Source organism: Leekyejoonella antrihumi (assembly GCF_007845645.1).
Classification (GTDB): domain Bacteria; phylum Actinomycetota; class Actinomycetes; order Actinomycetales; family Dermatophilaceae; genus Leekyejoonella; species Leekyejoonella antrihumi.
Genome location: NZ_VCQV01000042.1, coordinates 23648 through 37424, shown reverse-complemented (window position 1 = coordinate 37424; position 13777 = coordinate 23648). Strand labels below are relative to the sequence as shown.

The 13777-nt window shown below is 68.4% G+C and carries 14 protein-coding genes and 1 pseudogene; 14 read left to right on the top strand and 1 reads right to left on the bottom strand.

Going from position 1 to position 13777, the window contains the following annotated elements:
• The 12 genes from FGL98_RS21460 to FGL98_RS21405 form a co-directional block, all read left to right on the top strand.
• Window positions 1-420 (top strand): methylmalonyl-CoA mutase family protein (locus tag FGL98_RS21460; RefSeq protein WP_246136685.1); only part of this gene is annotated, 420 nt, incomplete at its 5' end.
• 3 nt (window positions 421-423) lie between these two features.
• Complete coding sequence (locus FGL98_RS21455; RefSeq protein ID WP_222432326.1) at window positions 424-885, top strand: guanyl-specific ribonuclease; 462 nt, start codon at window positions 424-426, stop codon at window positions 883-885.
• Window positions 882-1265: a barstar family protein gene (locus tag FGL98_RS21450; protein WP_222432325.1), complete on the top strand. Its 384-nt coding sequence runs from the start codon at window positions 882-884 to the stop codon at window positions 1263-1265. Before FGL98_RS21455 ends, FGL98_RS21450 begins: the two co-directional genes overlap by 4 nt.
• 30 nt (window positions 1266-1295) lie before the next feature.
• Entirely contained in the window at window positions 1296-2495 is a 1200-nt protein-coding gene (locus tag FGL98_RS21445; protein WP_146320346.1) for an amidohydrolase, read from the top strand.
• A 180-nt stretch (window positions 2496-2675) separates the two neighbouring features.
• On the top strand, window positions 2676-3818 hold the full coding sequence (locus FGL98_RS21440; protein ID WP_246136684.1) for a BMP family lipoprotein: 1143 nt from the start codon (window positions 2676-2678) through the stop codon (window positions 3816-3818).
• Window positions 3819-3886: 68 nt separating this feature from the next.
• Window positions 3887-5407, top strand: coding sequence for an ABC transporter ATP-binding protein (locus FGL98_RS21435; RefSeq protein WP_146320344.1), 1521 nt, complete (start codon window positions 3887-3889; stop codon window positions 5405-5407).
• On the top strand, window positions 5404-6672 hold the full coding sequence (locus FGL98_RS21430) for an ABC transporter permease (RefSeq protein WP_222432324.1): 1269 nt from the start codon (window positions 5404-5406) through the stop codon (window positions 6670-6672). Before FGL98_RS21435 ends, FGL98_RS21430 begins: the two co-directional genes overlap by 4 nt.
• A gap of 160 nt (window positions 6673-6832) precedes the next feature.
• The gene (locus FGL98_RS21425; RefSeq protein WP_222432323.1) at window positions 6833-8155 is read left to right on the top strand and encodes an ABC transporter permease; all 1323 of its coding nucleotides are present in this window, start codon (window positions 6833-6835) and stop codon (window positions 8153-8155) included.
• Window positions 8142-8558: a cytidine deaminase gene (locus tag FGL98_RS21420; protein ID WP_146320342.1), complete on the top strand. Its 417-nt coding sequence runs from the start codon at window positions 8142-8144 to the stop codon at window positions 8556-8558. Before FGL98_RS21425 ends, FGL98_RS21420 begins: the two co-directional genes overlap by 14 nt.
• A gap of 73 nt (window positions 8559-8631) precedes the next feature.
• The gene (locus tag FGL98_RS21415; RefSeq protein WP_146320340.1) at window positions 8632-9930 is read left to right on the top strand and encodes a thymidine phosphorylase; all 1299 of its coding nucleotides are present in this window, start codon (window positions 8632-8634) and stop codon (window positions 9928-9930) included.
• A gap of 9 nt (window positions 9931-9939) precedes the next feature.
• On the top strand, window positions 9940-10293 hold the full coding sequence (locus tag FGL98_RS21410) for a cupin domain-containing protein (protein WP_146320338.1): 354 nt from the start codon (window positions 9940-9942) through the stop codon (window positions 10291-10293).
• Window positions 10290-11378, top strand: a complete 1089-nt coding sequence (locus FGL98_RS21405; RefSeq protein ID WP_146320336.1) for an adenosine deaminase — start codon at window positions 10290-10292, stop codon at window positions 11376-11378. The genes FGL98_RS21410 and FGL98_RS21405 overlap by 4 nt, the downstream gene beginning before the upstream one ends.
• A 106-nt stretch (window positions 11379-11484) precedes the next feature.
• Here FGL98_RS21405 and FGL98_RS21400 read toward each other — a convergent pair whose 3' ends face one another.
• Window positions 11485-12354, bottom strand: a complete 870-nt coding sequence (locus FGL98_RS21400; RefSeq protein WP_222432322.1) for an RDD family protein — start codon at window positions 12352-12354, stop codon at window positions 11485-11487.
• Window positions 12355-12379: 25 nt separating this feature from the next.
• Between FGL98_RS21400 and FGL98_RS21395 the strand changes: the two genes are divergently transcribed.
• Together FGL98_RS21395 and FGL98_RS27260 are read left to right on the top strand one after the other, a co-directional pair.
• Window positions 12380-13375 carry a stage II sporulation protein M gene (locus FGL98_RS21395; RefSeq protein ID WP_146320334.1) on the top strand — a complete coding sequence of 332 codons (996 nt, stop codon included), beginning with the start codon at window positions 12380-12382 and terminating at the stop codon, window positions 13373-13375.
• Window positions 13376-13393: 18 nt separating this feature from the next.
• Window positions 13394-13711 (top strand): annotated as a pseudogene (locus FGL98_RS27260) (acyl-CoA thioesterase domain-containing protein); the annotation flags it as partial.
• Window positions 13712-13777 lie beyond the last annotated feature (66 nt).

Below are 13777 nucleotides of genomic sequence, written 5' to 3'. Positions count from 1 at the left end.
GCGTTGGCGTTGATGGGTCAGGTCGAGGACAAGGGTGGTGCGGTGCGGGCGATCGAGGAGGGTTTCCAAAAGGGTGAGATCGAGCGGTCCGCGTATCAGATTGCGTTGGAGATCGATGGGGGTCAGCGGACGGTGGTGGGCCTGAACAAGTTCAGGATCGATGCCGAGGAGCCGTATGAGCCGTTGCGGGTGGACCCGAGCATTGAGGCGAATCAGTGTGAGCGGCTCGCGGTGCTGCGCACGCAGCGGGACAACGACGCGGTCGCTCGGGCCCTGGACGGGCTGCGGGCCGCGGCGAAGGGGACCGACAATGTGCTGCTGCCGATGCGCGAGGCGCTGGCCGCCCGGGCCACCGGCGGCGAGGTCAGCAACGCCCTCCGCGACATCTGGGGCACCTACGTACCGCACGACACCTTCTAGGTCATGCGCTCGTTTCTCGGTCTCGTCAGACGCCGGTTCGCGCCGATGGCGGTCGGCGCGCTGGTCCTGATCCTGCTCGTCGTCTGGGCGATCGCGCACGTCGGGGACGGCGGCGGTAGCGGCGGCTCGGCGAGCGGGCGCAGCCTGGTGCCGACCACGTCGGTGACGTCCAGCCAGGCCGCAGACCAGGGTGGCACCGTTGCCTACGACCGACTGCCCACGCAGGCGCACCACACGCTGGACCTGATCGCCGCCGGCGGGCCGTTCCCTTACCCGCACGATGGCATCGTCTACCAGAACCGGGAGAGGATGCTGCCCAAGGAGGCGAACGGCTACTACCACGAGTACACCGTGGACACGCCCGGATCGTCTGACCGCGGGGCGCGCCGGATCATCAAGGCCCGGGACGGCACGCTCTACTACACCGATGACCACTACCGGTCGTTTCGCAGGATCGTGCAGTGAACGACGGCGAGGTCCGCGACTGGCTCGCCAGCGGTGGCGCCCTGCTGCAGGTGGATGATCCGCAGCAGGTGGTCGCTGCGGGCGCGGATGCCGGCTGGCGGGTCATAGAGATCACCCTGACACGGCCCACCGACAAGGCCGCGCTGCTGCGTGCCTTCCAGGGCGCCTTCGGCCTACCGGACTGGTTCGGGCACAACTGGGATGCACTGGTCGACAGCCTGCGCGACGTGCAACCCGCGCAGGGTCAGCCGGGTGTCCTGGTGGTCTGGTCCGGCAGCGCGTTGGTGGGCGACGACGACCGCCGGACGGCAGTCGAGATCCTGCGGGAGCGGGCCCAGCAGCGTGGCTCCGGTTTCAAGCTCGCCCTCGGCGAGGACTAACATCGACAGATTGTGAGCGCTTCTCTGCCTATGTCCGTCGATCTCGGCAACCTCGTGGCCAACCGGGTCGAGGCGCTGGCGCCGCTGTTGATCGAGTGGCGCCGCGACCTGCACGCGCATCCGGAGACGTCCAATCAGGAGCACCGCACCACCGACTTCCTGGCCAGCACGCTGACCGAGGCCGGCATCTCGGTCCGCCGCCTCGAGGCCACCGGACTGATCGCCGAGATCGGCGCCGCCCAGCCGACCTACCGCGTCGGGCTGCGCGCGGATCTGGACGCGTTGCCCATCCCCGAGCGCACCGGGCTGGACTTCGCCTCGACCCGCGACGGCGTATGCCATGCCTGCGGCCACGACGTGCACACCACGGTGGTCCTGGGCGCGGCGCTCGCCCTCAAGGAGCACGAGGCGGCGCTTGTCGATCGGGGGCTGGCCGTGCGATTCATCTTCCAGCCCGCCGAAGAGGTCATCCCCGGCGGTGCACCCGAGGTCATCGCGCAGCATGCACTGGACGCAGTGGACCGAGTGTTCGCCGTGCACTGCGACCCGAGCATCGACGTCGGCACGATCGGGCTGCTGGACGGGCCGATCACCGCGGCCTGCGACGCGATCACCATCACCTTGACCGGTAAGGGCGGGCACACCTCACGGCCGCACCTGACCGGTGACCTCACCTACGCGCTCGCGAAGGTGGTCACCGACGTGCCCGGTGCGTTGTCCCGGCGGCTCGACCCCCGCGCCGGCGCGGCACTCGTCTGGGGCTCGATCAACGCGGGGCAGACCGTCAACGTCATCCCCGATGTCGGCACGTGCATCGGCACCCTGCGGCTGCTGGATGTCGATGCCTGGTCGGCGGTCGACGGCCTGGTCGAGGAGCTGGTCACCGAGATCGTCAAGCCGTATCGGGTGCAGGCGGACGTCAAGCACGTGCGCGGTGTGCCACCCGTGGTCAACGACCCGGTCTGCGTCGAGGCGCTGGCCGCCGCTGCCCGGCGAGCGGTCGGGCCGGCATCCGTGGTGCCGACCAAGCAGTCCCTGGGTGGGGAGGACTTCAGCTGGATGCTGATGGACCGGCCCGGCGCGATGGCCCGGCTCGGCACCCGCACCCCCGGCGGCGCGACCTACGAGCTGCACCAGGGCAACCTGGTCGTCGACGAGCGGGCGATCAGCGTCGGCGCGCGGGTGCTTGCGGTCGCCGTGTTGCAGGAACCGGACGCCACCCGACCCTGAGGGAACAGTCCGATAACAGTTCGTCGTAATGTGCCGAGCCCGCAGACAGTGGGCCCTGGCCGGGCTAGTCTTTGTCGGTCATACCGGGGCGGTCAGGCCACCAACCCGTTCCGCCGGTCAGGGCGCGCAACAGGCTCCCGGGTGCGACCACGAGTGCGAAGTCGGAAGAAGGAGAAAATTGTGCGTCCGGTGATGAAGATCGCGGCAGTTGCCGCGTTGGGGTCGCTTGCGTTGGCGGGCTGCGGGAGCAAGCCGTCATCAGGTTCGTCGGGATCGTCGGGTTCGGCGGGCGCGTCGGGATCGTCGTCCACGTCGAGCAGTGCCGCGTCGGGCGGTGCCAGCGGCGCCGCGGCCGGCGCCAAGCTCAAGGCCTGCATGGTGCTGGACACCGGCGGTGTCGATGACCGCTCCTTCAACCAGTCCTCCTGGGCCGGGATGCAGGCGGCGAACAAGACGAACCCCAACATCTCGATCAAGTACGTCCCGTCCAACTCCAGCAGCGACTACATCCCGAACCTGACCAAGCTGGCCGGCCAGAACTGCGACCCGGTCATCGCGGTCGGCGGACTGATGGAGAGCGCGGTCAAGTCGACTGCCGCGAAGTACCCCAAGACGCACTTCGCCGAGATCGACGACGCATCCCAGGGCAGCAACGACTACGGCATCCAGTTCAACACCGCCCAGGCGGCGTTCCTGGCCGGGTATGCCGCGGCCGGGATGACCAAGTCGGGCACCGTGGGCACGTGGGGCGGCCTGCCGATCTCGCCGGTCACGATCTACATGGACGGCTTCACCGAGGGCGTCACCTACTACAACACGCAGAAGCACAAGAGCGTCAAGGTGCTCGGCTGGAACGAGAAGACCCAGAAGGGGACCTTCTCCAGCAGCTTCACCGACCAGGGCAAGGGCAAGTCGATCACCCAGCAGATGGAGTCGCAGGGTGCCGACATCGTCTTCCCGGTTGCCGGTGGCGCGGGACTCGGCGCCGGCGCCGCCGCGCAGGCCTCGAACGGCAAGCTCAACTTGATCTGGGTCGACACCGACGGCTGCGAGAGCGCCGCGCAGTACTGCAAGTACATCCTGACCAGTGCGACGAAGAACCTGTCGCAGGGCGTGCAGACCTATCTCAAGCAGGCGTCGGACGGGACGTTCCCGACCGGCAACTACATCGGCACGCTGAAGAACAACGGGGTCGGCCTGGCGCCGTTCCACCAGTTCGCCAGCAAGGTCCCCGGTGCGCTCAAGAGCGAGCTCGCGCAGGTCAAGACGGAGATCATGTCCGGCAAGATCAAGATCACCTCGCCCAACCAGCCCAAGTCTTGACGAAGTCCTCGGGCAGGGCAGGTCACCACCTGCCCTGCCCGAGTTGTCGTGTGTCCTGGAGGTAGAAGGTGAAGCTCGAGCTTCGCGGCGTCACCAAGACGTTCGGGTCGCTGGTCGCCAACGACCACATCGATTTGACCGTCGAGCCGGGGGAGATCCATGCCCTGCTCGGTGAGAACGGTGCCGGCAAGAGCACCCTGATGAACGTGCTCTACGGGCTCTATGAGCCGAGCGAGGGGCAGATCCTCGTCGACGATGAGCCGGTGAAGTTCCACGGTCCCGGTGATGCGATGCGTGCCGGGATCGGCATGGTGCACCAGCACTTCATGCTGGTGCCGGTGCTGACCGTCGCGGAGAACGTCATGCTCGGTGACGAATACACCAAGAGGCTCGGCTTCCTCGACCGGGCTCGCGCCCGCAAGATGGTGACCGAGCTGTCTGCCGCCTACCACCTGGAGGTCAAGCCGGACGCGAAGGTCGAGGATCTTGCCGTCGGGATCCAGCAGCGGGTCGAGATCATCAAGGCCCTTGCGCGCAAGGCCAAGGTGCTGATCCTCGACGAGCCGACCGCCGTGCTGACCCCGCAGGAGACCGACCACCTGATGGACGTCATGCGCGCACTCAAGGCCGGCGGCACCTCCATCGTCTTCATCAGTCACAAGCTGCGCGAGGTCCGGGCGGTCGCCGACACGATTACCATCATCCGTCGGGGCAAGGTCGTAGGCAGTGCCGAACCCAGCGCGACACCAGCGCAGCTCGCGTCGATGATGGTCGGACGCCCCGTGCAGCTGCGGGTGGACAAGCAGCCGGCCAAGCCCGGGGAGCCGGTGCTCGAGGTCGAGGGCCTGCGAGTCGTCGATGACACCAACCAGGTGCTGGTCGACGACATCAGCCTGACCGTGCGTGCGGGCGAGATCTATGCCATCGCGGGGGTGCAGGGCAATGGCCAGTCCGAGCTCACCGAGGCCCTGGTCGGACTGATCGACCCGGAGAAGGGGCGGGTTCGGCTCGATGGCAAGGACATCACCGACCTGCCGACCGATGACATCCTCGGCCTCGGCGTCGGCTACGTCCCGGAGGACCGGATGCACGACGGGCTCATCGACAGCTTCACGATCGCCGAGAACCTCGTGCTCGACACCTACGACAAGGCGCCGTTCGGCACCGGAATCTCCCTCAACCTGGGCGAGATCGACCGCAATGCCCAGGAGCGGGTGGACGAGTTCGACGTGCGGACCCAGTCGATCGACTCGACCGCGTCAACGCTGTCCGGCGGCAACCAGCAGAAGGTCGTGCTCGCCCGTGAGCTCTCTCGGCCGCTGCGGCTCCTGGTCGTCTCACAGCCCACCCGCGGCGTCGACGTCGGATCCATGGAGTTCGTGCACAAGCGGATCGTCGAGGAGCGCGACCGCGGTGCGGCGGTGGTGCTCGTGTCCACCGAGCTCGACGAGGTCATCGGCCTCGCAGACCGGGTGGGCGTGATGTATCGCGGCAAGATCATCGGCGAGCTGCCGCCCACCGCATCCGCCGAGCAGTTCGGCCTGCTCATGGCCGGCCAGGCCCCCGACAGCACCAAGGAGAGCGCGTGAACACCCCCACGAAGGGCGTGCCCGAGGGCGAGCAACAGGTGCCGCAGGAGAACGCGGCCGCCAAGAGCACGCTGTGGGAGCTCTTCCGCAGCGACCACCCGGCCGTGGTCACCGTGCTGTCGATCTTTGCCGCGCTGGTCGTCGGCGCGGTCCTGATCGTCATCTCCGACCAGCCCACCCGAGATGCGGCGAAATACTTCTTCTCGGCTCCCGGTGACACGTTCTCCTTCGGGTGGAAGGCGATCTCGCAGGCGTATGCCGCGCTCTTCCAGGGCGCGATCCTCGACCCGTCGGCGCTGTCCTCCGGCTCGGCGTCCAAGATCCTCGGACCGCTGTCCGAGACCCTGGTCGCGGCCACCCCACTGATCCTGGCCGGTCTATCGGTGACCCTGGCGTTCCGGGTCGGGCTGTTCAACATCGGCGCCCAGGGGCAGATGCTGATCGCGGCGATCTTCTCCGGTTACATCGGGTTCGCCTGGCACCTGCCGGTCGTGATCCACCTGCTGATCGCGGTGATCGGCGGCATCGTGGGTGGCGCCCTCTGGGGCGGCATCGCCGGCTGGCTGAAGGCCAAGACCGGTGCCCACGAGGTGATTACGACGATCATGCTCAACTATGTCGCGATCGGCATCATCAACTACCTGCTCGGCGTGCACGGCTTCCAGGCGAAGCCCTACCAGAACGCGATCTCGCCGCCGATCGACGGCAACGCCCGTTTCTGGCTGTTGCCGTTCGGCCTCGGCAACAACCTGCGGGTGAACGCCTCCTTCATCGTGGCGATCCTCGCGACCTTCTTCGTCTGGTGGCTGCTCACCCGCAGCACGATCGGCTTCCGCTTCCGAGCGGTCGGGGCCAACCAGAACGCCGCCAAGACCGCCGGGATGAGCATCTCGCGCGCCTACATCACCGCCATGCTGATCGTCGGCGCGCTGGCAGGGCTGGCCGGCGCCGCGCAGGTGCTCGGACCCAACGGCGCGGTCACCGCGGACGCCGACGCGGGCATGGGGTTCGACGCGATCACGGTGGCCCTACTGGGGCGCGGCAGCGCCGTGGGCACCTTCTGGGCCGGTCTGCTCTTCGGCGCACTGCGCGCCGGAGGTGTGCAGATGCTGGCGTCCACCAGCACCCCGCAGGACCTGGTGCAGATCATCCAGTCGTTGATCGTGCTCTTCATCGCGGCCCCCGGCCTGGTGCGCCTGGTCTTCCGGCTGCGTCAGACCGATCACGGTGGCATGGCCGTCGAGGCGAAGGGGTGGAACGGATGAGCCCGACCCCACGAAGCCACCCCACAAAGTCCTCGCTCCTTCGTCGCTCGGTACTTTGCGGGGGCCCCGGCAGTTCTCGCTCCGCGAGCTCCGCTCGATACTTCGCGGGGACCCCCGTCAGTGCTTGCTCGATCCAGTCGACCGAAACGAGGGCAGTCCGATGAGCGACATGGACGTGCTGTCGCCCGAGCCGGATGCACCGATCCCCGAGGAGGTCGTCCAGCACAAGGTCATCGAGGCGCGAGTCAGCCGAGGCCGCCAGATCGGCACCGGCGTTGCCCTGGTGCTGATCGGGCTGATCACCGTGCTGGTGCTCGGCCGAAGCGCCCACTCGGCCACGTCGATCTTCGACTTCAACGCCAGCGGCGGCGGCTCGGTGCCGAAGCTGCACCTGCCCGCGCAGACCGCCTGCCTCGTGCTCGGTCTCCTGATCGTGCTGGCCGGGATCTACCAGCTGATCCGCGGGTTCTCCCCGCGCGCGATGAAGTGGATCGGCTCGGTTGCCGCGCTGTTCTTCGTGCTGTCCTTCCTGGCCTGGGCCGGCAGCGGTGGCAGCACGGTTCAGGTGGGCAGCCTGCTGTATCAGTCGCTCTTCCTGGCGACCCCGCTGATCCTCGGCGCGATGTCCGGTCTGCTGTGCGAACGCTCGGGCGTCATCAACGTGGCGATCGAAGGCGAGATGCTCGCGGCGGCCTTCGCGGGGGCCTTCGTGGGAACCATCGCGGGCAACCTGTGGATCGGGGTGCTCGGCGCGATCATCGTCGGCGGGCTGATGGGAGCGATGCTCGCGGTCTTCTCGATCAAGTTCCTGGTCAACCAGGTGGTCCTGGGCGTCGTGCTCAACGTGTTCGCGCTCGGTCTGACCGGGTTCCTCTTCGACGGGCTGATGGCCAACAACCAGAACACGATGAACGACCCGGGCTTCTTCGGGCCGATCAGCATCCCGGTCCTGTCGGACATCCCGGTCATCGGCGGGCTGCTGTTCAACCAGAACATCATCGTCTACGCGATGTACCTGATCGTGATCGTCATCGATGTCGCGCTGGTCCGCACCCGATGGGGGCTGCGCACCCGGGCGGTCGGCGAGCACCCCAAGGCCGCCGACACCGTGGGCATCAACGTACTGCGGCTGCGCTACCACAACGTCATCATGGGCGGCTGCGTTGCCGGTCTTGCCGGTGCATTCGTCACCATCGGATCCGTCGGGTCGTTCACCAAGAACATCACCTCCGGCAACGGGTTCATCGCGCTCGCCGCGCTGATCTTCGGCCGGTGGACGCCCCGTGGCGCTGTCGGTGCAGCGCTGCTCTTCGGCTTTGCGACCGCGCTGCAGACTGTGCTGTCGCTGTTGCAGACACCCGTGCCGATCAACTCCAACCTGCTCGGGACGCTGCCCTACCTCGCGACGATCTTCGCCGTGGCCGGGCTGGTCGGGCGGGTGCGGGCACCCGCTGCCGACGGTGAGCCGTATGTCAAGGGCTGAGCGACCGTCGGTCGACTGGGCGGCACTGACGCGGCTGGCCGTCGAGGCCATGCACACGGCCTACGCGCCCTATAGCGGGTTTCCCGTCGGCGTGGCCGGGCTGGTCGACGACGGCCGGCTCGTGTCCGGGTGCAACGTGGAGAACGCGGCATACGGTGTGACCCTGTGCGCGGAGTGCGGCATGGTGTCGGACCTGCACCGCACGGGCGGCGGCGCCCTCGTCGCCGTGGCCTGCGTCAACGCCGAGGGGGAGTCCCTGATGCCCTGCGGCCGGTGTCGGCAGCTGCTGTGGGAGCACGGCGGCCCGCAGTGCCTGCTGCAGACTCCGCAGGGTGTGCTGCCGATGAGTCAGGTGCTGCCGCAGCCGTTCGGCCGCGAGGACCTTCAGCAGGTGACCGGCTGAGCGCTGCGCGGGCGCGGCCGATCTGCATACGGCGCGGGTGGGCACGGATATGCCGGCGTGGCAGGATTCCGTCATGAGTGAGTCCTTCGACGCCGTGGACGCGATCCGTGCCAAGCGCGATCGGCAGGAGCTGCCGGACGACCTGATCGAGTGGGTGATCGACGCCTACACCCGCGGCGCGATCGCCGACGAGCAGATGGCGGCGCTGGCGATGGCGATCCTGCTCAACGGGATGAGCCGCCGGGAGATCGCCCGCTGGACCGCCGCGATGATCGCCTCCGGTGAGCGGATGAGCTTCGACACGCTGTCTCGTCCCACGGCGGACAAGCACTCGACCGGCGGCGTCGGCGACAAGATCACCCTGCCGCTCGCGCCCCTGGTGGCCGCCTGCGGTGTGGCGGTGCCGCAGCTGTCCGGTCGCGGCCTCGGCCACACCGGCGGCACCCTCGACAAGCTCGAGTCGGTCCCCGGCTGGCGGGCATCCCTGAGCAACCAGGAGATGCTGGACCAGCTGGAGGACGTCGGCGCGGTCATCTGCGCAGCCGGGGCCGGTCTCGCACCAGCGGACAAGAAGCTGTACGCCCTGCGGGATGTGACCGGCACTGTCGAGGCGATCCCGCTGATTGCCAGCTCCATCATGAGCAAGAAGATCGCCGAGGGGACCGGTGTGCTGGTGCTGGATGTGAAGGTCGGGTCGGGCGCCTTCATGAAGACCGTCGAGGACGCCCGCGAGCTGGCGCGCACCATGGTCGATCTCGGCACGGATGCGGGTGTGCACACGGTGGCGCTCCTCACCGACATGGCGACGCCGCTCGGCCTGACCGCCGGCAACGCCCTCGAGGTGCAGGAGTCGATCGAGGTGCTGGCGGGCGGCGGCCCCGACGACGTCGTCGAGCTGACCCTGGCCCTGGCGCGCGAGATGTTGGAAGGCGCCGGTCGCACGGACATCGACCCGGCGGACGCGCTCGCGGACGGGCGCGCGATGGACGTATGGCGTCGGATGATCGCCGCTCAGGGCGGGGACCCGGCTGCCACGCTGCCGGTCGCTGCGGAGCAGACACAGGTGATGGCCGACCGCGACGGTGTGCTGACCAGGCTGGATGCGCTGCAGGTCGGCGTCGCCGCCTGGCGGCTGGGGGCCGGACGGGCTCGCAAGGAGGACCCGGTGCAAGCGGGCGCAGGGGTGACGCTGCATGCCAAGCCCGGGGATACGGTGCGCGCGGGTCGGCCGCTGATGACCCTGCATACGGACACGCCCGAGCGGTTTGCGCGCGCCGAGCAGACCCTCGCGGGCGCGTGGACGATCGGCAGTGGCAAACAGATCGCACCCAGATCGCTCGTGATGGAGCGCATCGCGGCCGATGAGTCGTAGGCTGACCGGATGCCTGAACACTTCACGAAGGCCGTGCGGGTGCCAGTACCCGGCGGCAAGATCATCGACGAGCACATCGGACTGGCAAGCACCGGAGACGGGCAGGTGTCCGTGGCGCACATGGTCGCACCACCCGGGTGGGAGGAGCCTTTCCAGGCACCGCAGTTCGACGAGTACACCGTGGTCCTGAAGGGACAGGTCATCGTCGAGCACGACGGTGGCCGACTCGAGGTGGCTGCCGGTGAGTCGGTGAAGACCGCTGCCGGAGAACGGATTCGCTACTCGTGCGGGCCCGACGGCGCGGAATACATCGCCGTGTGCCTGCCCGCCTTCAGCCCGGACACCGTTGGGAGACAGGCATGACCGGCGACCCGAGCCGGGAGATCATCGCGCTGCCGAAGGTGCTGCTGCACGACCACCTCGACGGCGGGTTGCGACCGTCGACCGTGATCGATCTGGCCGACCGCATCGGGTACACCGACCTGCCGTCGAACGATGCAGTCGACCTCGGCACGTGGTTCCGGGACAGCGCGGACTCCGGTTCGCTCGAGCGCTATCTCGAGACGTTCGAGCACACCGTCGCCGCCATGCAGACGCAGGAGGGGCTGCGCCGGGTCGCGGCCGAGTGCGTGCAGGACCTCGCGGCGGACGGTGTCGTGTATGCCGAGGTGCGGTATGCGCCCGAGCAGCACCTGTCAGGCGGGCTCGCCCTTGAGCAGGTCGTCGAAGCGGTCAACGACGGGTTCCGCGCGGGGGAGCGGCAGGCCGCCGAAGCCGGGCCGCGAATCGTGGTGCGAGCCCTGCTGACCGCGATGCGCCATGCGGCCAAGAGCACCGAGATCGCCCGGCTCGTGGTGCAGTATCGCGACCACGGGGTCGCCGGGTTCGACATCGCCGGCGCCGAGGCCGGCTTCCCGCCCACCCGCCACCTGGACGCCTTCGAATACCTCCGCCGGGAGAACGCGCACTTCACGATCCACGCCGGTGAGGCCTTCGGGCTGCCCAGCATCTGGGAGGCGATCCAGTGGTGCGGCGCGGAGCGGCTCGGCCACGGCGTGCGCATCATGGACGACTTCGTGGGGTTGGGAACGGGAGACGAGAAGCTCGGTCTGCTGGCGGCGTACGTCCGCGACCGCAGGATCCCGCTGGAGATGTGCCCATCGTCGAACATCCAGACGGGAGCGGCTCGTTCGATCGCGACGCACCCGATCACGCACCTGAAGGACGCGCGGTTCCGGGTCACCATCAACACCGACAACCGGTTGATGAGCGGCACGTCCATGTCGCGGGAGATGCAGCTGCTCGTCGATGAGGCGGGCTGGACGATCGAGGACCTGCGCTGGGCCACGATCAATGCGATGAAGTCGGCGTTCTACCCTTTCGAGCAGCGCCTCGCGATCATCGAGGAGCTCGTCAAGCCGGGGTATGACCGGGCGCTCGAGGCGTAGGTGCAGTGGATGCGCGCGTTATAGCTTCCGTATTCACTGCAGGTCGGCGGGCGGCGGCATGTGATGTCGTGGGGTGCAGTGGATGCGCGCGTTATAGCTTCCGTTTTCACTGCCGGAGGGTCGCGGGCGGGGTAGTCAGCCGATCGGGCGGCAGCAGGCGAGCGCGCAGCCGGTCGTCGCGCATCAGCCGGAGCTGATCTCGGCGGCGGCGCTCGCCGAGGACCGCCGCGAGGATGACCTCCGGATGCATGCCGGCCGGCGGTCCGGGTGACACGAGTGGGGCCACCTGCGCAAGCAGCGACTGCGACACGGATGCTCTGCCTTGCAGGCTGAGCTTGCCTGTCCTACTGAGGAACTGGCGGATTGCCAGCGCGAGGCCGTCGGGCAGAGGCGCGATGTCGCACTGTTGCGCCCAGCCGATGAGCTCTGTCGGCATGGGCGGCGGGGGAGGCAGCGGCCCCAGCCGCTGGATGCGCACGACGTAGGTGCCGGCCGCCAGGTCCCCGAGGCGTTTGACCCGCACGGTGCACAGCGCCGCGATCAGCGCGGGCACGCCCACGAACGAAAAGATCTCGACGACTCCGACCAGTGCCCGCACGAAGGCGTGCCGGAAGACGATCGGCCCGCCGTCGTCGCGGACGGTGCGGAGCGACATGATCAGCTTGCCGGGGGTGCGACCGCGCGTGACCGTCTCGATCGTCATCGGCGCCACGACGATGCACAGCACCGTGGCGGCCAGGCTCAACGCCGACGCCGAGGCGGCATTCAGCGAGTCCAGCTGGGTGGCGAGGAACCACAGGCACCCGAGCAGCAAGGCGCTGTAGACGAGCAGGTCGATCGCACCGGATACGGCTCGAATCGGCAGCGCTGCCGGTGGGATGTCGATCAGCACGGCCTCGCCGGTGATCAGCTGGACGTCCTGCGATCCGCGCAGCGGACGCGGCTGCGCGGGCATTGTCGACGACGGCTTGCTCATTACGATCGAGCGTACAGTTCTGATCGTGGATCTCGATGCGTATGTGGCCGCGCACCAGCACGAGTGGAACCGTCTGCGGGTGCTCGTGCGCCGTCGACGGCTGTCGGGAGAGGACGCCGACGAGCTGCTCGACCTCTACCAGCGTGTCGCCACCCATCTGTCGCAGATCCGGTCCGGTGCGCCGGACCCGATGGTGGTGCAGATGCTGTCCGGCCTGGTCGCCGACGCGCGGACGAAGGCGACGGGTGTGCGCACTGCCTCGTGGGCCGGGGTGGGCCAGTTCTTTGCCGTGCAGCTACCCGGGATGCTCTACCGAACGCGAGCGTGGTGGCTGAGCACCTTGGTCGTCAATGTGCTGCTGGCGTTTGCCATCGGGATCTGGGTGGACCGGCATCCCGGCGTGCAGACGTCGTTCGTGCCGGCCGATCAGCTGCAGAACCTGGTGCAGCACGAGTTCTCGGGCTACTACTCGCAGTATGCGGCGCAGGACTTTGCGGCGCACGTGTGGACGAACAACGCCTGGATCGCGGCCGTCTGCATCGCCACCGGCGTGCTCGGGCTGCCGGTCATCTATCTGTTGTGGATGAATACGCTGAATGTCGGTGTGATGGGCGGCATCATGTCGGCGCACGGTCGGTCGGCGGAGTTCTTCGGGCTGATCCTGCCGCACGGGATGCTCGAGCTGACAGCGGTGTTCGTGGCGGCCGGGGTCGGCCTGCGACTCTGTTGGACGTGGATCGAGCCGGGACCGCGGCGTCGTGCGGATGCGTTGGCGGAGGAGGTGCGGTCGTCGGTGGTTGTCGTGCTGGGGCTGGTGCTGGTGCTCCTGGTGTCCGGGGTCATCGAAGCCTTTGTGACACCGTCGGGTCTGCCGACGTGGGCGCGCATCGGGATCGGTGCGGCCGCCGAGGTGGGTTTCTTGGCCTATGTGTTCGTGATCGGACGCCGCGCCGTACTCTCCGGCCAGAGCAGCGACGTGGCCGATATCGATCGGGCGGCGGCAGCGCCGGTCGCCGCCTAGCTGGAGAGGAACTGCACGATGACAGAGCCGAGTGCGCCCGCGAGCCGGGCGTTCTACCTACCCCGCGGCGACGGCACGTTCGAGGCCACCCAGTCGACCGCGAGCCCGTGGGACGAGTCGCTGCAGCACGGGGGACCGCCTGCCGGACTGCTGGTCCGGGCCGTCGAGCAGGCTCGACCCGACCCGGGCATGCAGCTCGCCCGGATCACGGTCGACATGCTCGGAGGAATCCCGCAGGGAACCGTGCGTGTCGAGGCGAAGGTCGTTCGACCCGGGCGCCGGGTCGAGATGACCGAAGCACGCCTGTGGGTCGACGACCGCCTCAGCGTCACCGCGACCGCTTGGCGGATCCGCGTCGACGAGGGCGCCACGAGCGAGCACACCGATGAGCCGGAGGTGCCG

Excerpts from the sequence above, each read along its gene's own strand:
- FGL98_RS21455 (WP_222432326.1), top strand. The coding sequence starts at position 424 with ATGCGCTCGTTTCTCGGTCTCGTCAGACGCCGGTTCGCGCCGATGGCG.
- FGL98_RS21445 (WP_146320346.1), top strand. The coding sequence starts at position 1,296 with ATGTCCGTCGATCTCGGCAACCTCGTGGCCAACCGGGTCGAGGCGCTG.
- FGL98_RS21425 (WP_222432323.1), top strand. The coding sequence starts at position 6,833 with ATGAGCGACATGGACGTGCTGTCGCCCGAGCCGGATGCACCGATCCCC.
- FGL98_RS21420 (WP_146320342.1), top strand. The coding sequence starts at position 8,142 with ATGTCAAGGGCTGAGCGACCGTCGGTCGACTGGGCGGCACTGACGCGG.
- FGL98_RS21415 (WP_146320340.1), top strand. The coding sequence starts at position 8,632 with ATGAGTGAGTCCTTCGACGCCGTGGACGCGATCCGTGCCAAGCGCGAT.
- FGL98_RS21410 (WP_146320338.1), top strand. The coding sequence starts at position 9,940 with ATGCCTGAACACTTCACGAAGGCCGTGCGGGTGCCAGTACCCGGCGGC.
- FGL98_RS21405 (WP_146320336.1), top strand. The coding sequence starts at position 10,290 with ATGACCGGCGACCCGAGCCGGGAGATCATCGCGCTGCCGAAGGTGCTG.
- FGL98_RS21400 (WP_222432322.1), bottom strand. The coding sequence starts at position 12,354 with ATGAGCAAGCCGTCGTCGACAATGCCCGCGCAGCCGCGTCCGCTGCGC.